The 25857-nt window shown below is 38.0% G+C and carries 20 protein-coding genes and 1 other RNA gene; 14 read left to right on the top strand and 7 right to left on the bottom strand.

The genetic code is table 11. The features are described from left to right. Nucleotides 1–175: 175 nt before the first annotated feature. The 5 genes from lon to JEP71_RS07430 all read left to right on the top strand — a co-directional run bounded on the left by lon (nt 176) and on the right by JEP71_RS07430 (nt 6697). Nucleotides 176–2536, top strand: coding sequence for an endopeptidase La (gene lon / locus JEP71_RS07410; protein ID WP_198619358.1), 2361 nt, complete (start codon nt 176–178; stop codon nt 2534–2536). A 214-nt stretch (nt 2537–2750) separates the two neighbouring features. Continuing rightward, on the top strand, nt 2751–3026 hold the full coding sequence (gene hupB / locus JEP71_RS07415) for a nucleoid-associated protein HU-beta (RefSeq protein WP_036911695.1): 276 nt from the start codon (nt 2751–2753) through the stop codon (nt 3024–3026). Between the two features lie 476 nt (nt 3027–3502). Next, complete coding sequence (ppiD, locus tag JEP71_RS07420; RefSeq protein ID WP_198619359.1) at nt 3503–5380, top strand: peptidylprolyl isomerase; 1878 nt, start codon at nt 3503–3505, stop codon at nt 5378–5380. Nucleotides 5381–5669: 289 nt separating this feature from the next. Then, nucleotides 5670–6041 carry a ComEA family DNA-binding protein gene (locus JEP71_RS07425; RefSeq protein ID WP_232797552.1) on the top strand — a complete coding sequence of 124 codons (372 nt, stop codon included), beginning with the start codon at nt 5670–5672 and terminating at the stop codon, nt 6039–6041. Between the two features lie 251 nt (nt 6042–6292). Next, nucleotides 6293–6697, top strand: coding sequence for an acyl-CoA thioesterase (locus JEP71_RS07430; RefSeq protein WP_099074223.1), 405 nt, complete (start codon nt 6293–6295; stop codon nt 6695–6697). 149 nt (nt 6698–6846) lie between these two features. Here JEP71_RS07430 and queC read toward each other — a convergent pair whose 3' ends face one another. Further along, complete coding sequence (gene queC / locus JEP71_RS07435; protein WP_198626017.1) at nt 6847–7545, bottom strand: 7-cyano-7-deazaguanine synthase QueC; 699 nt, start codon at nt 7543–7545, stop codon at nt 6847–6849. Nucleotides 7546–7703: 158 nt separating this feature from the next. Between queC and JEP71_RS07440 the strand changes: the two genes are divergently transcribed. The 5 genes from JEP71_RS07440 to amtB all read left to right on the top strand — a co-directional run bounded on the left by JEP71_RS07440 (nt 7704) and on the right by amtB (nt 13628). After that, a complete protein-coding gene (locus tag JEP71_RS07440; RefSeq protein ID WP_036911686.1) occupies nt 7704–8165 on the top strand; it encodes an Lrp/AsnC family transcriptional regulator in 462 nt (153 codons plus the stop codon). A gap of 56 nt (nt 8166–8221) precedes the next feature. Continuing rightward, nucleotides 8222–9967: a SmdA family multidrug ABC transporter permease/ATP-binding protein gene (locus tag JEP71_RS07445; RefSeq protein WP_198626019.1), complete on the top strand. Its 1746-nt coding sequence runs from the start codon at nt 8222–8224 to the stop codon at nt 9965–9967. Continuing rightward, on the top strand, nt 9954–11741 hold the full coding sequence (locus JEP71_RS07450) for a SmdB family multidrug efflux ABC transporter permease/ATP-binding protein (RefSeq protein ID WP_269812633.1): 1788 nt from the start codon (nt 9954–9956) through the stop codon (nt 11739–11741). Before JEP71_RS07445 ends, JEP71_RS07450 begins: the two co-directional genes overlap by 14 nt. A 243-nt stretch (nt 11742–11984) precedes the next feature. Beyond that, nucleotides 11985–12323 (top strand): P-II family nitrogen regulator, encoded by a 339-nt coding sequence (gene glnK, locus JEP71_RS07455; RefSeq protein WP_198626021.1) that lies wholly within the window; start codon nt 11985–11987, stop codon nt 12321–12323. Between the two features lie 12 nt (nt 12324–12335). After that, nucleotides 12336–13628: an ammonium transporter AmtB gene (amtB, locus tag JEP71_RS07460; protein WP_198626023.1), complete on the top strand. Its 1293-nt coding sequence runs from the start codon at nt 12336–12338 to the stop codon at nt 13626–13628. 42 nt (nt 13629–13670) lie between these two features. On the opposite strand, the gene tesB is transcribed toward amtB, so the two are convergent. Beyond that, complete coding sequence (gene tesB, locus JEP71_RS07465) at nt 13671–14546, bottom strand: acyl-CoA thioesterase II (RefSeq protein WP_100159258.1); 876 nt, start codon at nt 14544–14546, stop codon at nt 13671–13673. Nucleotides 14547–14868: 322 nt separating this feature from the next. On the opposite strand from tesB, the gene ffs reads away from it, so the two are divergent. Then, nucleotides 14869–14965: signal recognition particle sRNA small type (ffs, locus tag JEP71_RS07470), an RNA gene on the top strand. A 391-nt stretch (nt 14966–15356) separates the two neighbouring features. Here the strand turns inward: ffs and JEP71_RS07475 are convergent. From JEP71_RS07475 to JEP71_RS07490, 4 genes are all read right to left on the bottom strand, one after another. Beyond that, nucleotides 15357–15560 carry an HHA domain-containing protein gene (locus JEP71_RS07475; protein WP_006535062.1) on the bottom strand — a complete coding sequence of 68 codons (204 nt, stop codon included), beginning with the start codon at nt 15558–15560 and terminating at the stop codon, nt 15357–15359. Between the two features lie 45 nt (nt 15561–15605). Then, the gene (gene tomB, locus JEP71_RS07480; protein ID WP_198619365.1) at nt 15606–15968 is read right to left on the bottom strand and encodes an Hha toxicity modulator TomB; all 363 of its coding nucleotides are present in this window, start codon (nt 15966–15968) and stop codon (nt 15606–15608) included. 656 nt (nt 15969–16624) lie between these two features. Continuing rightward, nucleotides 16625–19774, bottom strand: coding sequence for an efflux RND transporter permease subunit (locus JEP71_RS07485; RefSeq protein WP_198619366.1), 3150 nt, complete (start codon nt 19772–19774; stop codon nt 16625–16627). A 14-nt stretch (nt 19775–19788) separates the two neighbouring features. Beyond that, nucleotides 19789–20982 carry an efflux RND transporter periplasmic adaptor subunit gene (locus JEP71_RS07490; protein WP_198626025.1) on the bottom strand — a complete coding sequence of 398 codons (1194 nt, stop codon included), beginning with the start codon at nt 20980–20982 and terminating at the stop codon, nt 19789–19791. Nucleotides 20983–21106: 124 nt separating this feature from the next. On the opposite strand from JEP71_RS07490, the gene acrR reads away from it, so the two are divergent. The 3 genes from acrR (at nt 21107) to mscK (ending at nt 25682) form a co-directional block, all read left to right on the top strand. Then, nucleotides 21107–21751, top strand: coding sequence for a multidrug efflux transporter transcriptional repressor AcrR (gene acrR, locus JEP71_RS07495; RefSeq protein WP_109371675.1), 645 nt, complete (start codon nt 21107–21109; stop codon nt 21749–21751). Between the two features lie 28 nt (nt 21752–21779). Then, on the top strand, nt 21780–22133 hold the full coding sequence (locus JEP71_RS07500) for a DsrE/DsrF/TusD sulfur relay family protein (protein ID WP_072069368.1): 354 nt from the start codon (nt 21780–21782) through the stop codon (nt 22131–22133). 126 nt (nt 22134–22259) lie between these two features. Then, nucleotides 22260–25682, top strand: a complete 3423-nt coding sequence (gene mscK, locus JEP71_RS07505) for a mechanosensitive channel MscK (protein WP_198626027.1) — start codon at nt 22260–22262, stop codon at nt 25680–25682. Here the strand turns inward: mscK and rsmS are convergent, their stop codons facing one another. Further along, entirely contained in the window at nt 25683–25847 is a 165-nt protein-coding gene (gene rsmS, locus JEP71_RS07510) for a pleiotropic regulatory protein RsmS (RefSeq protein WP_198619369.1), read from the bottom strand. Nucleotides 25848–25857 lie beyond the last annotated feature (10 nt).

Genomic DNA, 25857 nt, shown 5'->3' on the forward strand with positions numbered 1-25857 from the left:
AACGCAATAAAAATGAGGGAATTTTCCCTCATTTTGTTTTTTTAATGGGTAAGGCTATTGAATGTCAGAAAAGTGCCCTTATATATTTTGACAATCCGTGGAATTAATTTTATTTGGTGACATGCGAATAAAATTACCTGTAAAAGCGTTAAGCTAAAAACGAAGAGAGAGCTCTATGAATCCTGAGCGTCCAGAACGTATTGAAATACCTGTATTGCCATTACGTGATGTCGTTGTATATCCGCATATGGTGATCCCGTTGTTCGTTGGTCGTGAAAAATCTATTCATTGCTTAGAAGCTGCGATGAACGACAACAAACAAATTATGCTGGTTGCGCAGAAAGATGCATCTACTGACGAACCAGGTGTTAATGATCTTTTTTCTGTTGGTACAGTTGCGTCTGTTTTACAGATGCTAAAACTGCCTGATGGAACAGTGAAAGTGCTTGTTGAAGGTATTCGTCGTGCCAAAATTACGACGTTATCTGACAATGGTGAATACTTTCAGGCGAAAGCAGAATACCTTGAAACGCCAGCCGTTGATGAGCGCGAACAGGAAGTCTTAAATCGTACAACGATTAATCAGTTTGAAGGTTATATCAAGCTGAATAAAAAAATTCCGCCAGAGGTATTGACCTCATTACATGCTATCGAAGAATCAGCGAAATTAGCAGACACCATTGCTTCTCATATGCCGCTGAAATTAAAAGATAAGCAAGCTGTACTTGAAATGTCTGATGTCACAGAACGCCTTGAATATTTAATGGCAATGATGGAATCAGAAATCGATCTGCTACAAGTTGAAAAACGCATTCGTAACCGCGTTAAAAAGCAGATGGAAAAGAGTCAGCGTGAGTATTATCTCAATGAACAAATGAAAGCTATTCAAAAAGAATTAGGTGAGATGGATGATGCACCTGATGAAATGGAATCGCTGAAACGTAAAATCGACGCTGCTAAAATGCCAAAAGAGGCAAAAGAAAAGACAGAAGCGGAACTTCAGAAATTAAAAATGATGTCGCCAATGTCAGCAGAAGCCACGGTTGTGCGTAGCTATATTGATTGGATGGTTCAAGTTCCTTGGAATAGCCGTAGCAAAGTTAAAAAAGACTTAGTGAAAGCACAAGAAGTTCTTGATACTGACCATTACGGTTTAGAACGTGTTAAAGAGCGTATCCTTGAATATCTCGCGGTACAGTCTCGTGTTAGCAAAATTAAAGGGCCAATCCTGTGTTTAGTAGGGCCTCCAGGTGTGGGTAAAACCTCGCTGGGTCAATCTATTGCTAAAGCAACTGGCCGTAAATATGTTCGTATGGCGTTAGGTGGTGTGCGTGATGAAGCTGAAATCCGTGGTCACCGTCGTACTTACATCGGTTCTATGCCAGGCAAATTAATTCAGAAAATGGCGAAAGTTGGCGTTAAAAACCCTCTTTTTCTGTTAGATGAAATTGATAAAATGTCATCAGACATGCGAGGCGATCCGGCTTCTGCACTGTTAGAGGTGTTAGATCCAGAACAAAACATCGCATTTAACGACCATTATCTGGAAGTTGATTACGATCTGTCTGATGTGATGTTCGTGGCGACATCTAACTCCATGAATATACCGGCACCGTTGTTAGATCGTATGGAAGTTATTCGTTTATCAGGTTATACCGAAGACGAAAAACTGAATATTGCTAAGCAACATTTGTTACCAAAACAGATTGAACGTAATGCGTTAAAACCAAGTGAGCTGACAATCCATGACAGCGCAATTATGGGCATTATTCGTTATTACACGCGTGAAGCGGGTGTACGTAGTTTAGAGCGTGAAATTTCTAAATTATGCCGTAAAGCAGTAAAACAACTGCTAATGGATAGCACAATCAAACATATTGAGATTAACGAAGATAATCTCAAAGACTACTTAGGTGTTCGTAAAGTTGATTACGGTCGTGCTGACACAGAAAACCGAGTAGGGATGGTAACAGGACTTGCATGGACAGAAGTTGGTGGTGATTTACTGACTATTGAAACAGCAAGTGTACCAGGTAAGGGTAAGCTGACATTCACCGGCTCTTTAGGTGAAGTAATGCAAGAGTCTATTCAAGCGGCAATGACGGTAGTTCGTGCTCGTGCGGATAAACTTGGTATTAATAGCGATTTCTATGAAAAACGTGATATACACGTACACGTTCCTGAAGGCGCAACACCAAAAGATGGTCCAAGTGCAGGTATCGCAATGTGCACTGCATTGGTATCAAGCCTAACAGGTAATCCTGTGCGTTCTGATGTTGCAATGACGGGCGAAATTACGTTACGCGGACATGTCTTGCCAATTGGCGGACTGAAAGAAAAGTTACTTGCTGCACATCGTGGTGGAATTAAGACAGTTCTTATCCCTGATGAAAATAAACGTGATTTAGAAGAAATTCCTGAAAATATTGTTGCTGACCTGGATATTCACCCGGTGAAAACAATTGAGGAAGTTTTATCGCTAGCCCTGCAAAACTCGCCGTTTGGCATGGAAGTTGTGACTGATAAATCACACTAAAGAGTGATATTAGTCATAAATAATAGCTAAAAAAAAGGCTGGATAAGTAATAAAAGCTTGCCAGCCTTTTTTTGTGTCGCTAATTTAATGGGGATTTTAATTAAAAATGCTGTTTTATCGGTCTTGCTATATCTAAAAAGGCTTGATATAACGACGTTTGCAAAATTTGCCATTAATGGTGAAAAATAACGCATAAAATTATGGGGATGAAAGCGTGAATAAAACTCAACTGATCGACAAAATTGCTGCAAATGCAGATATCTCAAAAGCGGCAGCAGGTCGTGTTGTAGATGCTCTGGTTGCTTCTATCACTGAATCTTTACAAAAAGGTGATGATGTAGCATTAGTAGGTTTCGGTACTTTCACTGTACGTGATCGTGCAGCTCGTACAGGCCGTAACCCACAAACAGGTAAAGAAATTCAAATTGAAGCTGCAAAAGTTCCTGCATTCCGTGCAGGTAAAGGCTTAAAAGACGCAGTTAATCAATAATAGTTGAACTTATTTTCTGCCAATTTGTTATTAGCTTAACGTTATGGGTAAACAGAAAACGACTCAATTAAAAAATGAAGCGCATCTTTTTGAGATGCGCTTTTCTTTTTTAGGTTATAAATCACGATTAAACCTTGTATTCTCTGGCGATAAGACGTGAAACTGAAGTAGTCATTTGATAGAATGACGCGTTGTTCTATAACTGAAATAGACAACAATGAATGATTCAGTGGTGAGTTAAATGGTTATCGTAATCAATGAATCAAATAATGCTGTTTAGTTTTTTCTTAGTTATAGAAAGTGCGTGTTAAGACTGCGCATTAATACGGGACTGGCTGTTTTTAATGATTGTCGCGTGTCGTGACATTTTGATATTAAGCCAGCATGGGCATATTATCTTTTCGCTGTGCTCAAAATAGTCGTGTAACACCCATAAAAAATAATTTTTATTTCACCAAACGGAGCCTCGTCTCGTTATGATGGACAACATTCGTTCCACTGCTAATAATCCATTTATAAAGATATTATTAGCTGTGATCATCCTCTCCTTCGTCCTAACTGGTGTGGGCGGATATCTCTTTAGTTCAGGCGTTAATGATGCAGCTGAAGTTAACGGATATAAAATTAGCCGTTCTCAATTAGAGCAAACTTATCAGCAACGTCGTGCTCAATTACAACAAGATATGGGTGAAAATTTTGCTGCTCTTGCTTCATCAGAAGAAGGTCAGAAACTTATTCGCCAACAAGCGCTTGATTTACTGATCAACCAAGCATTACTTGATCAATTTGCACAAAATCTGGGTATTTCAGCCGGTGATCAGCAAATTAGAGATGCCATTTTTGCACTTCCTTACTTTCAAACTGACGGCAAATTTGACAATAAAAAATATGTCGATTTATTGAAAGGCAATAATATTGATGCAGATGCTTTTGCAGAAGGTATTCGTCAAAACCTTATTAATCAGCAATTAAAATTTTCTATCCAAGGTACGGATTTTGCCTTAGATAGCGAAGTTAAAGAATTTGCGGGATTAATGCTACAAAGCCGTAATGTACGTTTAGCATCATTAGACATTCAGCCATTCCTTGAAAAAGAAACGGCATCTGATGAAGAAGTGAAAGCGTTCTATGAGCAAAATAACCAAATGTTCATCGCGCCAGAGCAATTTAAAATTAGCTATATCCAATTAAATGCTCAAAAAGATTTTAATAAGATCAACATTACTGATGAAGAAGCAAAGGCTTACTACGATAGTAATATTGATGAGTTCACGGCAGCAGGACAGAAACAGTACAGCATCTTAGTCTTAGCTGATGAAGCAGCAGCTAAAGCGGCAGAAGACGAGCTGAAAAAAGGTGCTGATTTTGTTTCGTTAGTGAAAGAAAAATCTATTGATAGTTTCTCTAAGAAACAAAATGGTTCTTTAGGTTGGATAACTATTGGACAAGAGTTACCAGAGCTTGCTAATGCAAGTTTGACAGAAAAAGGTCAAATCTCTGAACCTGTTAAAATCAGCAATGGCTACGCAATTTTCCGCCTTGATGATGTCAAACAATCTGTTGTAAAACCATTTGATGAAGTGAAAACAGATTTACTGGCAAAAATGCGTGAAAACAAAGCAATTGATGATTTCTTCGCATTACAACAAAAAGTGAGCCAAGCTGCATCTAATGACAACGACACATTAGCTCCTGCTGCAAATGCGGGCAACGTGACCGTGGTTAATACTGATTGGTTTGATGAAAATACGGTTCCTGCACCATTAAATAATGAAAAACTCACTCAGTTAATTTTTGGTGGTTCATTAGTGGATGAAAATGGCCCAACAGGCATGAATTCAGACATGGTGACGTTAGGTAATGACAGTGCATTTATCGTGCGTGTAGAAGGTTACAAGCCTTCAGCAACCCAACCATTAGACAAAGTACGTGATCAAGTTGTTATGCTGGTTAAACAGCAAAAAGCATCGCAAGCAATGAATGCAGAAGCCCAAAAACTTTTAGCTGCATTAAAAGAAGGTAAAGGCGAAGAAGCACTGAAAGCTGCTAACATTTCGTTTGGTAGTGAAGAAAGCATTGTTCACTCATCTGCAACAGATGTAGTACAAACCGCGATTTTCTCTATGCCAAAGCCAGCTGAAGGCAAAAAAGAGTATGGTATGACTAATGTACCAGGTACTAAAGTTGTCCTTATTCAATTAGATAGCGTAACAGACGGCAAACCAACATCTGAACAGTTAGAGTTTATGACTAATCTCTATCGTGCTCAGATGGGCGAAGAAGCGTTACAACTCATATTACGTGACCTAAAAGATAACGCTAAAATTGAAATTTTTGATAAAGATTATCAATAATCGAATTTGAGTTATTGCATTGAAAACCCAGCATAAAGCTGGGTTTTTTTATGGTTACTATTCTTGATCATTGAAGTAAATGCTTCGCTTTTCGAAAAATTCATATTTGAGAGCAAGCCCGACAATTTCTTGTAATGTTTCTTTTATTCATTTTTATTTTTCCTGCCTTCTCGTAGTTCTCTTTTTATACAATTGATGATTTATCAGTATATTGGCATTCTTTTTCTGCATTCAGAAATCTCTGTTTGCTATTGAATTTAAAATTATTGAATAAAAGGAAATTATGATTATGAAAATGGATAAAAAAATGTTGTCAGGTTTTATGGCTTCTATCTGTCTTGCCTTGGGATTAGGGCTTTCTCCTCTCTCTTATGCAGAAGAAACACCTGCTTCAACACCAACAGTTTCTATTGAAACTCACTCATCTGTTGCTCGTGATGCTAAAGAAAACAAAGCCAGTGCAGAAGGTAAAGTTAATTTAAATACAGCAACAGTAGATGAACTAATGGGATTAAAAGGGATCGGAAAAGCGAAAGCGCAAGCCATTATTGATTACCGCGAACAGTTAGGGCGTTTTACCTCTATTGATGAACTTGAAAAAGTTTTTGGAATTGGTATGAAGTTAGTTGATCAAAATCGTGATTTTATCGTTATTAATTAAGGTATTCATTCTTATACGATGTTGAGTATAAGTGATAGCAGAAACGTGAATACTGATTGAAAATCTCCGTGTTTCTCTTTGATTTTTATTTTGATAAGAGAAACACGTTTTCTTAGCGTTTTCTTTGTTAAAAGAAAACAAGATAAACCTATATCAGAAATTACTAAATTTATTTTCTTGGCTATATTTATGGTATCGCAAAAAAACTTTATAAAAAGTTTATTAGAATAATCAAGAGGTAATAAATTGATATGAGTACGTTAATTAAAGTTTATGGCTTTCATTTAGATGTTTTTGAACATGTGAATAATGCGCGTTACCTTGAGTTTTTAGAACAAGCTCGATGGGATTGGATTGAGCAACATTTAGATTTTGATTGGTTTAAGCGCAATGGCTTGGCATTAGTGGTTGCTAATATCAATATCAATTATCGCTTACCTGCAAGTTTAGGTGATGAGCTACTTATTGATTGTGATGTTGCTGAAGTGGGAATTAAAAGTGGCGTACTTTCTCAAAAGATTGTGAGAAAAAAAGACGGTGCGCTTATCTCTGATGCATTAATTACTTTTGTTCTTGTTGATATCAATACCAAAAAAGCACTGACATTAACAGAACAGTTAAGAGAGAAGCTTGAATATGTACGCCAATCTTCCTAATACACAAAGAGAGTATTAGAGAGCTCTTATTAAATGCTTTCAGGCTAATCTAAGATAATTTAATGCAGTGATAATAATTGATGAATTATCACTGCATAAGTGAATAGAATGGCAGGTAGCAGTGATAATTAATAAGGTAATTCCAATGATTATTTAAGACCCACTTTCTGTTTCATTGTCTGCATAATTGGTGTTTTATCGGCTAAGTAGGTGTTTAATCCGCGTTGTCTTAAATGACAAGCTGCGCATTCACCACAGCCATCCCCCTGAATACCGTTATAGCAAGTTAAAGTTTCATGACGAACGAAATCTAACTTTTTATAGTAATCAGCGAGAGCCCACGTTTCGGCTTTATCTAGCCACATTAATGGCGTGATAAATTGAATATCACGAGCAATACCTAAGCTGACAGCATGATTCAGAGCTTTTACAAATTCATCACGACAATCAGGGTAACCAGAAAAATCTGTCTCACAAACACCAGTGATGACACTCTCTGCACCAATTTGATAAGCGTAAATTGTAGCCAAAGTGAGGAAAAGGATATTTCTACCTGGTACGAAGGTACTAGGAATATCACTTTCTTCACTTTCTTTGAAATCAGGAACAGGAATATTGTCTCGAGTTAAGCTACTGATGGCGAGTTCGTTGAGTAAACTTACATCTAAAACTTTATGAGCGGTTGCACCTAGTAATTGACTAACTTTTTGTGCTACCTCAATTTCTTCTTTATGGCGTTGCCCATAATTAAATGTAATGCAATGTACTTCATCGTACTCTTCCAACGCTTGAATAAGGCAGGTTGTCGAATCTTGTCCACCACTAAAGACAACGACCGTTTTTTTCATCAGAATACTCCTGAATATTGAATTTCTATAAGGATTAGTACGCATAAAAGTACATATATTATGGCAATTTATTACCGATTTATCATTAGATGATTACTCTTATAGTAAGGGGCAGGTTATCATTATTTTTTGTAGGGGCATATTTTGAAGGAGTATCTATGTTAGATAAGATTGACCGTAAACTATTAGCGCTGTTACAGGAAGATTCAAGCCTCTCACTGAATACTTTGGCTGAGGCTGTTAACCTAACCTCAACACCTTGCTGGAAACGATTGAAAAGACTAGAGGATGAAGGGTATATTCGTAAGCGCGTTGCGCTGCTTGATAGTGAAAAAATCGGGCTAGGTCTAACCGTTATTGTTATGATTAGAACACAGCAACATAATAGCGAATGGTACGAACAGTTTGTTTCATTTGTTAAGCAAATGCCAGAAGTACTGACATTCTATCGAATGGCGGGTGAGTGTGATTATCTAATGCATGTTGAAGTAGTAGACATGAAAAGTTACGACCTATTTTATAAGCGTATGGTTAATGGCGTACCGGGTCTTATTGATGTGACTTCTAACTTCGCAATGGAAAAAATTAAATACACAACGGCAATGCCGATACCTGAATAAGGTTCATCTTTACCAACTGGCACTTTTATTTTTTGTATAACCTTAGGATTTAAGGCGTGGCTCTATTTTCACAGCTCAGTTGGTATTTTCTCAGTGAATGGCGTCGTTATGTAGGTGCCATTTTCTTATTGATGGTTATCGCAGTATTACAGGTGATCCCTCCAAAGATTGTTGGGATCATTGTGGATGGTGTCGATAACCATAGTCTGACGTTTAGCCAAGTGATCAACTGGATTGGCGTGATGGTATTAATTGCCCTCGCGGTTTATCTTTTACGTTATTTTTGGCGTCTTTGGTTATTTGGTGCATCTTATCAATTAGCAATAAAACTGCGGATGCAAATTTATCAACAACTTAATCAACAATCTTCTTCATTTTATCATCGTTATCGCACAGGCGATTTAATTGCACGTACCACCAATGATGTTGATAAAGTGGTTTTTGCTGCGGGTGAAGGTGTACTGACCTTAGTGGACTCTATGGTTATGGGGCTTGCTGTGCTTGTCATGATGAGTATTCAGTTAAGTTGGGAACTGACGCTGATTTCATTATTACCTATGCCAATCATGGCAATTTTGATTAAGCGATATGGCGATAAATTACATAGTCGCTTTAAAACCGCACAGGCACTTTTCTCTTCACTTAATAATCAAGCACAAGAAAGCTTGAGTAGTATTCGTATGATCAAATCATTCGGACTAGAGCAACAGCATGCCTCCCGTTTTGATGATGTGGCAAAAGAAACTGGACGACAAAATATGCGCGTTGCAAGAATTGATGCGCTATTTGATCCTACTATTTTTATGGCTATTGGTTTTGCTAATTTACTCGCTGTTGCTGGTGGCAGCTATTTTGTTATTAATGGCAGAATGACATTGGGTGAATTAACCAGCTTTGTGATGTATTTGGGGCAAATGATCTGGCCAATGCTGGCTTTAGCATGGATGTTCAATATTGTTGAGCGTGGCAGTGCTGCTTATAGTCGAATTAATAGTTTATTGGATGAAAAACTCGATATGGTTGATGGTGAATTATCACCAAAGCAAGGTCGAGGAGTCTTATCTGTTAATATCAAACATTTCCAATATCCCGAACAAACGACACAAACACTGAAAAACATTCATTTCACATTATCACCGGGTGAAATGCTAGGTATTTGTGGTGTGACAGGAAGTGGTAAAAGTACATTACTTAGTGCCATTCAACGACTTTACGATGTCACTGAAGGTGAAATTTGTTTTCAATCAGTTCCTATTTATCAATTGAAACTAGATGAATGGCGAGCACGATTGGCTGTTGTTAATCAAACCCCCTTCTTATTTTCAGACACCATCGCGGGAAATATTGCCTTAGGTCGTCCTGATGCGACAAAAGAAGAAATAGAGTCTGTTGCGAAATTGGCAAATATTCACGAGGATATTTTACGCTTACCTGAAGGGTATCAAACACAGGTAGGTGAAAAAGGTGTGATGTTATCTGGTGGACAAAAACAGCGTATTTCTATTGCCCGAGCACTATTATTGGATGCCGAAATTTTATTATTAGATGACGCATTATCTGCTGTTGATGGACAAACTGAATATCAAATCCTACAAAATTTGTCACAATGGCGAAAAGATAGAACATTAATTATCAGCGCTCATCGCTTATCTGCATTAGTTGGTGCTACGAATATCTTAGTCTTAAAACAAGGTGAGATTATAGAGCAAGGTACACATCAGCAATTAATTTCAATACCAGGTTGGTATCAAGATATGTACCATTATCAGCAATTAGAGGCCGCGCTGGATGACGATGAATAAAAATAAATCCGTTAAAGCGCTATTGCCTACATTAAAGCGTCTTTTGACTTATGGTAAAACCTACCGAAAATCAATGGCATGGGGTGTCATTATGTTGTGGGTAGCCGCCGTTGCAGAAGTGGGGGGACCATTAATTGTTGGCTATTTTATTGATGCAAAAGTTGCCACGAATAATGTGGAATTAATGTCATCATTAGGTCTAGCATTGGCTTTTATTCTTTTGCAGGTGATCGCCGCTACACTTCACTATTATCAGGCCATTGTGTTTAATCATGCCGCTGTTGGGGTTGTACAACAATTACGTACTGATGTAATGAGTGCGGCTCTAAAACAGCCATTAAGTGCTTTTGATAATCAGCCTGTGGGGCAGTTAATTTCTCGTGTAACAAATGATACAGAGACGATTAAAGATTTGTTCGTGAACGTTTTGCCGACATTATTCCGAGCAATTGCTTTAGTGGTTGTAATGCTGATAGCTATGTTTTTATTAGAATGGCAAATGGCGCTTGTTGCAATGATGATATTTCCTGCGGTGATAGGTGTGATGATGCTTTATCAGCGACTAAGCACGCCAATAGTTCGCAATGTGCGCCACTTTTTAGCCAATATAAATGATGGTTTCCACGAAGTTATCAATGGCATGTCAGTTATTCAGCAATTTAGGCAGCAAGCTCGATTTGGTGAAAGAATGTCAGATGACAGTTGGCAACATTACCAAGCACGTATGAAAGCGTTAAAACTGGATGGTCTGTTATTACGTCCTTTATTAAGTATGCTCTCTGCGTTGGTTCTGTGTGGCTTATTAATGTTGTTTGGGTATCAGGGCAGTGCAGTTATTGGTGTTGGGGTTATTTATGCGTTTATTAGTTATTTAGGTCGATTAAATGAACCCTTGATCACATTGACATCTCAGCAATCGATTTTGCAACAGGCGGTAGTCTCTGGTGAGCGTGTTTTTGAACTGATGGATGCGCCTTTACAGCACTACGGTTCATCATCACATTCCATCACTCAAGGTAATATCGATGTTAACTCTCTTTGGTTTGCGTATCGTGATGAGCAATGGGTATTAAAAGATATCAATTTAACTATTCCTGCTCGTCATTTTGTCGCATTCGTTGGGCATACAGGGAGTGGCAAAAGCACTCTAGCAAGTTTATTAATGGGAAATTACCCTTGGCAAAAAGGAAATATCCATTTAGATGGGCAACCTTTAGAGGACTATTCTCATACTGCATTACGCAGTGGTATTGCAATGGTGCAGCAAGATCCCGTTTTATTATCAGGTTCACTGCATGACAACATTACGTTAGGGCGTGAATGTGATGAGTCACATTTATGGCAGGTATTAGAAACAGTTCAACTTGATCAATGGGCTAAAGCCTTACCTGAAGGACTACAAACAGAACTCGGTGAGCAAGGTAGCCGCTTATCCGCTGGACAAAAACAATTACTTGCATTGGCGCGTGTATTATTAATACCTCCTCGTATTCTTATTTTGGACGAGGCAACAGCAAATATTGATTCAGGAACAGAACAAGCCATACAGAAGGCGTTAAAAGTAGTTAGGGAAAAAACAACACTGATTGTTATTGCTCATCGACTTTCCACTATTATTGAAGCCAATGAGATTGTGGTGCTTCATCGTGGTGCAATTGTTGAACAGGGTGATCATGCTAAGTTACTTTCACAAAAAGGTCGATATTATAATATGTATCAATTACAGCAAGTCAGAGAGTCTTTACAAGAACAAGAACCTGTTGAAGTAGAATAATAACCTTAAATAAAAAATATAATTTTAGAGGGCACATCATCTTTATGTATGTGTCTTTTTTTATTTCCTCATTATCTCGCTTTTATCAAAATAGCAGCCGTATTTTTGCACCAACTCGGTGAGTTTTTTCATTTTAACTATTTCAATAATTAAATTTCTATTTAAATATCAATTGATTAAATAATGGCATGCCTTTTGCTTTTCTATATTTGCTTGGTTCTTTCAAATATCGACGAGGTTTATATGAAATATATCATCGCCATTATTAAGCCATTTAAATTAGAAGAGGTAAGAGAGTCGCTTTCTGAGTTAGGTATAAAGGGAATGACAATCAGTGAAGTCAAAGGTTATGGACGACAAAAAGGGCATGCAGAGCTTTATAGAGGCGCAGAATACGAAGTTAATTTTCTCCCCAAAGTAAAAATAGAACTCGCTATTTGCGATGAGCAACTTGAGTCAGTTATGCAAGTGATTATGCAAGCGACTGATACAGGGAAGGTAGGAGATGGAAAAATTTTTGTTTTGGAATTATTGCAGGCAGTCCGTATTCGTACTGGCGAGTCTGGTGATGAAGCACTTTAAAGGAGATATTCGATGAAACGCTTACTTTCTTTGTTATTAATGTTAGTGCTTACACACTTTTCTTCATCTGTATTTGCGACTGAAACAGTGATTGTTGATAAAGCTGATAACGGTTTTATGTTGATATGTACTGCTTTGGTCTTTTTTATGACTATACCTGGTATTGCTCTGTTCTATGGCGGCTTATTAAGAGGGAAAAACGTACTTTCTTTGATCACGCAAGTGATGATGATCTTCAGTGTTGTAGTTATTTTTTGGGTTATATTTGGCTACAGTCTGGCATTTACCGCAGGTAATAAAATTTGGGGTGGGTGGTCACTTACTTTTTTGAATAACGTATCACTAGATTCACTCTCTGGTTCAATTAATCAGTATGTACATATTGCTTTTCAAGGATCTTTTGCTGTTATCACTGTTGCATTGATTGTTGGTGCATTAGGCGAGCGAGTCCGTTTTTCCGCACTGCTTATTTTCACGGTTATTTGGTTTACGTTTTCTTATATCCCTATTGCGCATATGGTATGGGGAGAAGGTGGTTGGTTAATCGATGATGGTGCATTAGATTTTGCAGGGGGAACTGTCGTGCATATTAATGCGGCTATTGCGGCTCTTGTTGGTGCTTACTTACTTGGTAAGCGACGTGATAGTCAGCATACAGCGCTTAAACCTCATAATTTACCAATGGTCTTCACAGGCACCGCGGTACTTTATATTGGTTGGTTTGGTTTTAATGCAGGCTCTGCTGGTAGTGCAAATGCGATTGCGGCTTTAGCATTTCTAAATACAGTAATTGCAACCGCAGGCGCTGTACTTTCTTGGACGGCATCAGAATGGATCACCAGAGGAAAACCTTCCATGCTAGGGAGTTGTTCTGGTTGTATTGCTGGATTAGTGGCGATTACACCTGCTGCTGGCACGGTCGGAGTGATGGGGGCTTTATTTATCGGTGTAATGGGGGGCATTATCGGGCTTTGGGGCGTTGTTGTTTTAAAGCGCTGGCTAAAAGCGGATGATGTTTGTGATGTTTTCGGTATCCACGGTACTTGTGGTATTGCAGGTTGCTTATTAACCGGGGTGTTTACGGCTTCATTCTTAGGTGGAGTGGGATATAGCGATGGTATGACACTCAGTAAACAAGTTTTAATTCAATTAATGAGTGTTGTGATCACCGTGATTTGGTCTGGTGTTGTCGCTTATATAAGTTTTAAAATCGCTGATAAGCTGGTGGGTTTACGTGTTTCAGAAGAGGAAGAGCATGATGGATTAGATTTAACAACTCATGGTGAAAGAGCTTATCAACAATAATTGTCTATTCCCCCTCGTTTGAGGGGGGAATATGCCAAGATATTATTTTGAATGTTTAGTACGTTTTTGGCGAATAACCCCTTCTTGAACAGAAGAGGCTACTAGTTGACCATTTGTATTAAAGAATTTACCTCTCACAAATCCTCTACCGCCTGATGCTGAAGGGCTTTCAATTACATAAAGTAACCAATCATCTACACGGAATGGGCGATGAAACCACATAGAATGGTCAATCGTAGCGACCTGCAGACTTGTATCCATAAAACCTAAGCCATAAGGTTGGAGAGCGGTTGGTAAAAAATCAAAATCAGAAACATAACCAAGCAAGTATTGATGCAAGAAAGGATCTGATGGCATTTCACCACGACTACGATACCAAACATAGCGTTCAGCAGGCGCTTTAGAGTAGCCAAAAGGGCTAAAATATTGCACTGGACGCGCTTCAAAAGGTGTTTCTCGTAGTGCTAAAGATTTAATCGGCTCGGGTAATTTGGGTGCTAATTTCTTTAAAATCTCATGTTGTGAGATAAGTTCATTTGGAAAAGGAACATCAGGCATTATATCTTGATGTTCAAAACCTTCTTCAAATTCTTGAAAAGAAACGGTCATATAAAAAATAGGTTTACCATGCTGAATAGCGCTGACTCTACGAGTACTAAATGAACCGCCATCACGGATAAATTCCACATCATAAACAATAGGCTTATGGCTATCACCAGGACGTAAAAAGTAGCTATGAAATGAGTTGATATAGCGGTTATCTGCAATAGTCTGTTTTGCAGCGTATAGTGCTTGTCCTACAACTTGCCCACCAAAAACTTGAGGTAATCCTAGATCTTCGCTTTGACCTCTAAATAGACCTTCTTCTATTTTTTCAAGTGCCATCAAATTGATGAGATCTTTCAATGCTTGACTCATAGTGTACCTGTATCATTAGATCTGGTTATTTTTTATAAAGTTGATTATATACAATCCTAAGAAGATAAAAAATAATCTCCCTTTTTATCTTAGATAGCAATTTAATGATAAATAAACAGAGTTGATGAGATTATGATTTATCCACTTATTGAATACTCTCTGATGAATTTATGGGAGGCAAAAAGAGCGTTAAAAGCAATTGAATAATCAGCGAGTGTAGATTTGGGTAATTAATCATCACTTAGGCTCACTTTCCTTGCTATTTGGATCAGTTTAAAACATAATGCGTGACGTCTTAGCAATAAGACAATCTATGGGGTCTTGTTGGTTCTCCCGCAACGCTAACTTGTTAACTCGGTCAGGTCCGGAAGGAAGCAGCCATGGCAGGTGTCGTGTGTGCCGGGATGTCGCTGGCAAGGCCCCACCCAATTTTTAGCCTTTCATAATATCTAATCTTTCATAATTATTATCTTCTAAGATTGTTATTTCCCCTTATATTTTTACTCTCCATACGTGTTTTTTGAGCGCTGTTTTCTTTGGATTTAAGAGTCAATATTATTGAATAGAAAATAGTATGCTTAATGTATCAATTTATTATTGGAAAATTTACGGTCGTATTTATAAATGAAAGGAATATTTGAGTAAAGCAGTGCAGTCATGCCGTAATAAGTCAACGGCATGATGGTGTGTAATCATTCTACTGATAAGAAAACGTGAATAAAACGATATCTAAATTAAGAACTAATAACCCTACTACTATAAAAAATAAAAATAGCAAAAATAAAACTAAGGCAATTAAATAGAATTAGATTATCTTACAAATTTCCAAACAGACGCTGGAATTTTATCATATAACTTATTCATTGTGAGTTCTGCTAAACGGTGGTCTGCTGCTGAATAAAACAGCTCCAGTTCATCATCAGAGAGTTCATATTTGTTTTTTTCAATCACACGTTCTAATGTTTCGATTGAAGTACATTTTCTTAAACGCATTAGATAGTCTGTCTTAGTCATGTTGTCTTTTCTCTATTATTAAAATAAAACTATAGATAATTAAAATTACTTAATATAACTTTTTGGGTTTTTGGCAATGAGAGCTAAAAGTGACTGGTTTAACTCTTTCCAATTATTGATATCTGAGTAAGAAATTGATGTATTACCAAATAAACGATAAGTCTCTTCAAGGTACTCTTCTATAAGCGTATTAATTACATGTTTATCTGGGTGTTTAATCTTAAATTTCCAACTAAAGTCCATAATGTGTTCAATTAGAACATTAAGGTCAACGCTTTTTGTGCTACTCAGATCGTTGTGCCAAATTGTGCTTCCTTTATCTAATGAGCCTAAAGCTTGCTGTAATAGCTCTTCGCACAAAAACGACAATTCGGCTAAATCTACTTTTTCTGGTGAATATTCGTCCATAACATATCGTAATTGAATTAATAGAAAATATTCATTAATAATGATAAATACTTAAAGTTGAACTTATTAACGGTATACATCACATAATTCATTAATGGATTAATAAAAAACATAAACTTGAAAATGAGTGTTTATATTTACTCGTATGCTAAAAGAGTTTAATAATTATATTTATTATTTCTAACAAAGTAATAGCATATCGAAAGACAACACTAAACACTCAATTGCACACGAATGAGTTTAAAACTTATACAATAAGTATTTCTTTGCTTAATATAGCACTATTATTGCATAAGTCACTATCTGAACAACAGAATTTTGTCTATTTTCGTAAAAATCAAGAAACCCCGATTAAAGAGCATTTCTCTTAACTTGGTGATTTTATTTGTTTTTATTATATTTTAAATGTTTAAGCGTGTAAATGAGGCATAATTATCGTTGTTATTTATAAATAACAGAACTGCTTAATTTTGACAAAAAGTCATATATAAGAAAAAAAATAAAATGAATTTATTGATTAAAGAGATATTTTCTAAAAATAATATAATGAGATAAGTTTTCATTTAAAACAGTGTATCAATAGATATTGCATCAATAGATAAAGAAAAAGGTCGCTTTCGCGACCTTTTTGGCATTACTACTCAAATTCATTCAAATTAGTGTGAATGATTTGGATGCTCTAAATCTTCATTTTTCTTCGCAAATCGTCTACGGATCACGACGAAGAAAATAGGAACAAAGTAGATAGCAAGAGAGGTTGCGGCAATCATACCACCGAATACACCTGTACCTACTGAGTTCTGAGCACCAGAACCTGCACCGTTACTTAATACTAGAGGAATAACCCCTAACATAAAGGCAAGTGAAGTCATTAGAATTGGACGTAGACGCATTCTAACAGAGTCTAACGTTGCTTCTATGAGTCCTTTACCTTCTTTCTCCATCAAGTCTTTGGCGAATTCAACAATCAAGATTGCGTTTTTCGCCGATAACCCAATGGTTGTTAAGAGCCCAACCTTAAAGTAAACGTCGTTTTCAAGACCTCTTATTGATGTTAATGCAAGAGCACCAATAACACCCAGTGGAACGACTAACATAACGGAGAATGGTACTGACCAGCTCTCATAAAGAGCAGCAAGACAAAGGAATACAACTATCAAGGAAATGGTATACAGCGCAGGCGCTTGGTTACCAGATAAACGTTCTTGATATGACATTCCTGTCCATTCATAACCGATACCGCTTGGTAGTTTACTTGCGAGATCTTCCATCATAAGCATTGCATCACCACTACTTTGGCCTGGTGTTGCACTACCTTGAATTTGAACTGCTGGTAAACCGTTATAACGCTCTAAACGAGGAGAGCCGTATAACCAAGGATCTTTACTTGTATCAATGAACGATGAGAATGGAACCATCTGACCGACATTGTTACGAACATAAAGATTACCGATATCTTGTGGCAACATACGGTATTGTGATTCAGCTTGAACGTAAACTTTCTTAACACGACCACGGTCGATAAAGTCGTTTACATAGCTACCACCAAACATCGTACCTAATGTTGAATAGATATCACTGATTGCAACACCTTGAGCTTGTGCTTTTTCTAGGTCGATATACAGACGATACTGTGAAGTATCTTCCTGACCATTAGGACGCACACCCGTTAACATTTGAGGCTGTTGCGCTGCCATTCCTAGTAATTGATTTCGAGCTTCCATGAGTTTTTCGTGACCGAGGTTAGCTTTATCCACTAACTCGAATTCGAAACCACCCGCAGAGCCTAACTCAACAATCGCTGGAATGTTAAATGAGTAAACAAAGGCTTCCTTAATTTGGGATAATGCCTTATTGGCACGTCCTACAATTGCGGGAACTTTGTCTTCATCTGCTTTTCGTTCATCCCAATCATTCAATACAACGAAGACCAGACCCATATTTTGGCCTTGACCACCGAAGCCGAAGCCACTTACGGTAAAGACCGATTTAACGAGTTCTTTCTCATCAGTATTGAAGTAGTCGTTTACTCTTTCTAGTACGTCTTGTGTTTGTTCTTGTGTTGAACCCGCAGGCAACTGAACCATTGTCAGTAATACACCTTGGTCTTCTTCAGGTAAGAACGATGCTGGTAAGCGAATAAACATTAACGCCATACCTGCGACTAATAAAACGTAAATTAGTAAGTAACGACCTGTACCACGAAGAGTACGGGATACACTGTCAGTATAGTGGTGGCTACTCTTTTCAAAGGTACGGTTAAACCAACCAAAGAAACCTGTTTGCACACCGTGACTGCCTTTCGGTACAGGTTTTAACATCGTTGCACAAAGTGCTGGTGTTAAAATCAACGCAACGAAAACAGACAGAACCATTGCTGATACGATGGTGATAGAGAACTGGCGATAGATTGCACCTGTTGAACCACCAAAGAATGCCATTGGAATAAATACCGCAGAAAGTACTAGGGCGATACCGACTAGCGCACTTTGGATTTGTCCCATGGATTTACGTGTTGCTTCTTTAGGCGATAAGCCTTCTTCTTGCATAACACGCTCGACGTTTTCTACCACAACGATGGCATCATCCACCAGAAGCCCGATGGCAAGTACCATCGCGAACATCGTTAAGGTATTTATCGAATAACCAAACGCCGAAAGTATGGCGAAGGTTCCTAACAATACAACGGGTACTGCAATTGTTGGGATTAACGTAGCACGGAAGTTCTGTAAGAACAGATACATTACTACGAATACCAGCATAATTGCTTCAATCAGCGTTTTTACCACTTCGAAAATAGAGATCTTAACGAATGGCGTTGTATCGTAAGGATAAACAACTTCTAATCCCGCAGGGAAGAATGGCTCCATTTCAGCCAATGCTGCACGTACCGCGGTTGCTGTATCTAATGCGTTAGCACCTGTTGCTAATTTAATACCAATACCAGAAGCGGGTAGGCCATTAAAGCGAGCAATAGTGCTGTAGCTTTCAGCACCCATTTCAACTATACCAAGATCTTTTAGCTTAACCTGTGAACCGTCGGTGTTAACCTTCATCAGGATATCGCCAAATTGCTCTGCGGTATTGAGTCGAGTTTGAGCAATAATAGATACGTTTAAACGCTGGCCAGGAACGGGAGGTGTACCCCCTAATTGACCTGCGGCCACTTGGTTATTCTGTGCTCTAATCGCACCGATAACATCAAGTGTGGTCATGTTGTATTTCACCAGTTTATCTGGGTCTAACCAAATACGCATCGCGTATTGAGTACCAAATAACTGGGTTTCACCCACGCCGGTTACACGGCTTAATGGGTCTTTAATCGTTGCACCCACATAGTCTGCGATATCATCTTGTGACATTGAGCCGTCATTTGAGATGAAACCCGCAACCATCAAGAATGAACTTGAGGATTTATCAACACTAATCCCTTGTTGTTGCACTTCCTGAGGTAATAACGGCATGGCAAGTTGCAGTTTATTCTGCACCTGTACTTGCGCGATATCAGGATCAGTACCTGCTTCAAAGGTCAGAGTGATATTCATCATACCAGCTGAGTCACTGGTCGCAGACATATACACCATGTTATCGATACCATTCATATTCTGTTCGATAACTTGGGTAACAGTATTCTGCACAGTGGTGGCGTCAGCACCAGGATAAACCGCAGAGATAGAAATCGCTGGCGGTGCAATCGTTGGATACTGGGCAACAGGCAGTTTGATGAGTGCCAGAAGACCTGCGAGCATGGTAATTATCGCAATTACCCACGCAAATATCGGTCTATCTATAAAAAACTTAGGCATGGATCACCGACTCCTTATTGAGGATTCTTAGCTGGCTCAGTTTGTTCAGGTGATGGCTTCGCATCTAAATTCTCTTCTTGAGCCGTTACTGTCATTTTTGGTTTTGCTTTTTGCAATCCAGAAACGATAACGCGCTCACCAGCCTGAACACCACTATTAACGAGCCATTTATTACCAACAGCTTGTGACACTTCAATGGTACGAACTTCAACAACATTGTCTTTATTTACAACCATTGTTGTCGCTTCACCACGCGCTGTACGAATAACGGCTTGTTGTGGGATCAAAACTGCATTTTGACGAATACCATTCTCTAACTTAGTACGAACAAACATACCTGGTAGTAATTCCCCATTCGGGTTAGGTACGATAGCGCGCATTGTAATTGAGCCTGTTGTTTCATCAACAGTCACATCAGAAAATTCTAAATGCCCTTTCTGTGCGTAAGCTTGCCCATTCGTCAGTGTTAAATGAACAACAGGTTTACCTTGTTCTTGACGAATAATGCCGCTTTCAATTTCATTTTTTAATTTCAGATAATCTTCGCTCGATTGTGTCACATCGACATAAATCGGATCGATTTGCTGAATTGTTGTCAGTGCAACTTGTTGACCTTGGGCGACTAAAGCGCCTTCAGTTACGGTTGATTTGCCTGAACGACCTGAAATTGGTGATGTTACTTTGGTGTATTCAAGATTGATTTTTGCGCTTGTCACTGCTGCTTCTGCTGCTTTAACTGCGGCAGCCGCTTGTGCATATTGTGATGTTGCGGCATCAAAATCTTGTTTACTGACGTAATTTGTACCTAGTAGCGGTTTATAACGCTCTACAGTGAGGCGAGCAATTTCAGCATTTGCTTTCGCTTTTGATAATTCAGCTTGCGCACTATTTAACGTTGCGTCAAAAAGAGCTGGGTCGATTTGATACAGTGATGTACCTGCTTCTACATAGCTACCTTCTGTATAGTTACGCTTTAAAATAATGCCGCTAACTTGAGGGCGAACCTCAGCAATACGGAAGGCTGATGTACGACCTGGTAAATCAGTAGTGATTGTCAGAGCTTGCGCTCCTAACGTCACAACACCTACAGCGGGTGCAGGAGGTGGACCTCCAGCAGACTGTTTAGCTTTGTCGTCACATCCAGCAAGAACCAAGCTGCCTGATAGCACTAACAGAGCCAGAGGCAAAACCCCTCTGTTTTTTCGCATAAGAAAACCTCTATTCAAACGTTGTTTCCCGGGATAAAAATAATTAAGTTGATGATTGATTGCGATGTATAGTACAAACATACATGAATGTATGTAAATTAACTTCAGTCAAAATCGAGGATTAATGGCACGAAAAACTAAACGGCAGGCACAAGAAACAAAACAGCAGATTATTGATGCTGCACTTAGGCTGTTTACTGTGCAAGGCGTTTCTGCCACATCACTTTCAGATATTGCAGCCGCGGCAGGTGTTACCCGTGGCGCAATATATTGGCACTTTAAAAATAAAGTGGATTTATTTACTGAAGCGTGCGAACTCACCGACTTAAAAATAGAATCTTTAGAAATAGAGTATCAATCAAAATACCCAGATGATCCACTATTTGTATTAAGAGAATTGCTTATTTACATATTGACATCAATTGTCGAAGATCCCAAACATAATGCACTTTTAGAAATATATTTCCATAAATGCGAATTTGTCGGTGAAATGACACCAATTGTTGAAATTCGCAGAGAATTGTGTGCAGCGGATCACTCTAGAATAGAACAGTCTTTATCTCGTTGTATTGAAAAAAAACAGCTTCCTACGGACCTTAATTTAAGAAGAGCCGCCATTATGTTAAGAGCCATGATGACAGGTCTTGCCGAAAATTGGTTATTTTCACCAGAAAGTTTTTCTATCAAAGATGAAAGTCAATATTTGGTTGATAGCTTTATTGATATGATAAAGCACAGTGCAAATATGAGAATATCTGCGACCTCTTAATTTATTTTTAAACAAAAGGAAGACATTCATGAGTAAGGTGTTAGTTATTGCTAATGGTGCAGCTTATGGCAATGAATCATTATTTAACGCACTGCGTTTATCGATTACATTAAAAGAACAGCATCCAGAAACTCAATTAAATATTTTTTTAATGTCTGATGCTGTGACTGGGGCTTTAGCTCGTCAACAACCTAAAGAAGGCTACAACTTACAGCAAATGCTGGAAATTTTAACAGCGCAAAATGTGCCTGTTAAGTTATGTAAAACCTGTACAGACACCCGTGGTATCAGTGATTTACCACTTGTTGATGGTGCAGAATTAGGAACTTTAGTTGATTTAGCGCAGTGGACACTAGATGCCGATAAAATCCTGACTTTCTGATCACTATTTCGTTTTCTCAGGCGAGAAACATCCCAAGCAACTTGTTCTGTTTACACTGCCAATTTAAAGCAATTGGATTATACTAAGAGACAGTTTTTCAATATTAATTGAACAAGTTGCTTAACCATGTGTACAAAAACTCTTTTTTCTCAATTTAATAGTCAAATAAAGACGGTTATTACAGCCTCGATTATTGTCTTTATTCTTTGGAGCCTTTCCATTACCGCTGTTTTAGCCGCGGTATCGAGTAATTTACCGACTCAAGAAAGCATTCAAAACCAGCTTAATTTATTAAATAAGCGCAGTGAGTTAAGTGCAGAAGATAAATTAACTATTGCTGATCTCGAGCAATCGCTTTTATTACTTGATGATATTCAACAATTAGAAAAAAAATCGACAAGCTACAATAAAACAGTCGATCAATTACCAGAAAAATTGCGTAGTACTCAATATCAACTCGATCAATTAAAACAAAAAGTCGCTAATAAAGAAGCTGACGATTATAAAAAATCATTAGAGGCTTTACCGCTTGCAACATTAGAATCTCAACTTGAAACGGTATTACAGTCATTACAAAAATCTCAAGATGATTTAGCCAACTACAGTAATGAGCTTATTGTATTACAAACACAACCTGAAAGGGCGCAATCTGTTTTATTTAGCAATTCAGAAAGACTGCAACAAATAAGAACCTTGTTGAATAAAAGCAGTGCTGATAAAGCACAAATGCGTACTTCGGCAGTGCAACTGTTGCAATTAGAACAATATTATCTTCAACAACAAAATAATTTTCAAAAGCGAACTCTCCAATCAAATGTGCAACTGCAAAGCTTATTGCAACTACAGCGAGATTATAGTTCTGCTTATATCGACCTTTCACAAGAGCATGCTCAATTACTTCAGGATGCTATCAATGATAAACGCTTAGATAGCTCAGAGGAAACTGCCAAAGAAGCTCAAAGTACAGGGCTTGAGAATCAGATCATTAATAATGATCCATTTTATTTGGCACAAACAGAAATCAATAAACAGCTTAGCGATAAGTTGATTGTTACCACGCAAAATAATAATGATTTAAATCGCCATAGCTTACTAGTCAAGAATCGCTTAGATAGAGCTATTCAATCTGAACGTAATTTAAAAGAACAAATTGATGTGCTTAAAGGCAGTTTATTGCTGTCACGTATTCTTTTTGAAGAACAAGTTGATTTACCCGATGGTATATTTATTAATAACCTGCCTGATAAAATTGCCGATCTGCGATTAGAACAATTTGAAATAAACAAGCAACGTGATCAAATTATTCAACCTAATATTTATATTGATCAGTTGATGAAAGAGTATCAATCAACACATCCTGAAACTGCTGATGCTAATGCGCAAAAAGAGTTACGCAATGCTTTGGAACTATTAGTTGATGCTCGTAGAGAACTGCTCGATAAACTGAATAACCAATTAGGTAATCAAATTTCGGGTTCGATTAATCTCCAAATGGATCAGCAACAATTACGCAGCGTGGTAAGTTCACTCGAAAACACATTGGCTCAGCAAATTTTCTGGGTAAGCAGTAATAAGCCGATTAACCTTAATTGGTTTGCAGTATTTCCGACTCAAGCGGTTGCCGAATTTCAAGGTTTTAAACTTAACTGGTCAAATGAAAATCTGTTGATCGGGGCTAAGAAATCACTTCCTGTACTTATTGCACTTATTTCGTTCAGTTTGTTGATTATTTGGCAACGTAAAAAGCTAGATATGCAATTTGAAAAACTGAATGCGGATATTAATAAGCTTAATAAAGACTCACAACTGCATACGCCATTAGCATTAGGGATTGTATTTATAAAAACATTACCCCTTTCTTGTATTGTATTAGCAATAGGGTATTGGCTAATTAATAGCTTTAATGTTCAGCAAGAATTTATTTGGTCTTTTGCATGGCAATTTGCGGTATTTTGGCTGATGTTTGAATGGTCTTATCGCTTAATGTCTGACAATGGTGTTGCAGTAAAACATTTTAAAATTCCTCTCGAACGCGTTCAGCAAAATCGTAAACGTTTATTACGATTATCACTGCCAATGTTGCCAATTATTCTGCTTTCAGCTTATGGCATTAATAATCCATTGCTGTTGGTGGGGGATGTCATTGGGCAATTGGTTGCGATTATTTCATTATTTGGTATTAGTTTATGTGCGTTGCCATTTTGCCGTGAAATGTGGCAAGAAAAGGGCAATCATGTTGTTAGAACGGTCGTCATTACCTTATTAACGTTTTCCCCCCTTATTTTAATGGGATTGGTTATTTTTGGTTATTACTACACCGCATTGCGTTTAGCAAATCGTTGGATTGATAGCTTATATCTACTCATGCTGTGGTTTATTGCTTATCACGCCAGTTTGCGCGGCTTAACTGTTGCGGCTCGACGCCTTGCCTATCGTCGTGCACTTGAGCGTCGACAAGCAATGCTTAAAGAGAAAAAAGAAGGCGAAGATAACAGTCTTGAACCTATTCAAGAACCTCCAATGGATATGGATCAAATCAATCAACAATCATTAAGACTGACAACGATGATCTTATTTATCATCTTTGCGTCTAGTTTCTATGGTATTTGGTCTGATTTTATTACGGTCTTTACCTATTTAGATGGAATAACGCTCTGGAGTTACACTTTGCCGACAGAGCTTGGTAATGTCGTTAAAGCGGTTACTGTTGCCGACCTATTATTGTCTGTTTCTATTATGGCAATTTCTTGGTTTATGACCCGAAATTTACCGGGTTTATTAGAGGTATTAATTTTATCTCGTATAAAACTGCAACAAGGCGCTTCTTACGCGATCACAACCATTTTGACCTACATTATTATTGCTATCGGAACCATCGTATCACTGGGAATATTAGGTGTAGCATGGGAAAAACTGCAATGGTTAGCCGCAGCTTTAACGGTTGGTTTAGGGTTCGGTTTACAAGAAATATTTGCAAACTTTGTGTCTGGCTTAATTATTTTGTTCGAAAGACCCGTCAGAATTGGTGATACGGTTACTATTGGTACTTATTCTGGTACGGTTAGCCGAATTCGTATTAGAGCAACGACAGTGACTGACTTTGATCGCAAAGAAGTGATTATTCCAAATAAAGCGTTTGTAACTGAACGGCTTATTAACTGGACATTATCTGATACGGTGACACGTATTATTATTCAAGTGGGTGTTGCTTATGGATCTGACCTCGATAAGGTCAAAGATATCTTAATGAAGGCCGCTAAAGAGAATGCCAGAGTGATGACTGAACCAGAACCTGTGGTGCTATTTACTGAATTTGGGGCAAGCACCCTGAATCATGATTTGCGTTTTTATGTCAGAACATTAGGTGACAGAAATATTGCAATAGATGAAGTTAACCGCGCTATTGATAAGCTGTGTAATGAAAATAATATCAATATTGCGTTTAACCAACTTGATGTCTATTTGCATAATAAACAAGGTGATGAAGTACAAGAGATAAAACGTCCTCTTGATGGCTCAACACCTGAAGCCAATACGCCTTTTGCTTAATTAAAGGGATGAATGAGTAGATTGTGCCGCTAATTTTTTTTCATAATCTTGGCGCACAATCTCGAGGGCTTCTAGTGCTGTTTTAGGATCAATATGGTGGCTTTCAAGTAAATAGATAAGATCGACTGCCAATTGAACAGACTCTGGTGCGTCTTTTAAACTCATTATCATTCCC

It is taken from the genome of Proteus sp. PR00224 (assembly GCF_016238105.1).
GTDB lineage: Bacteria > Pseudomonadota > Gammaproteobacteria > Enterobacterales > Enterobacteriaceae > Proteus.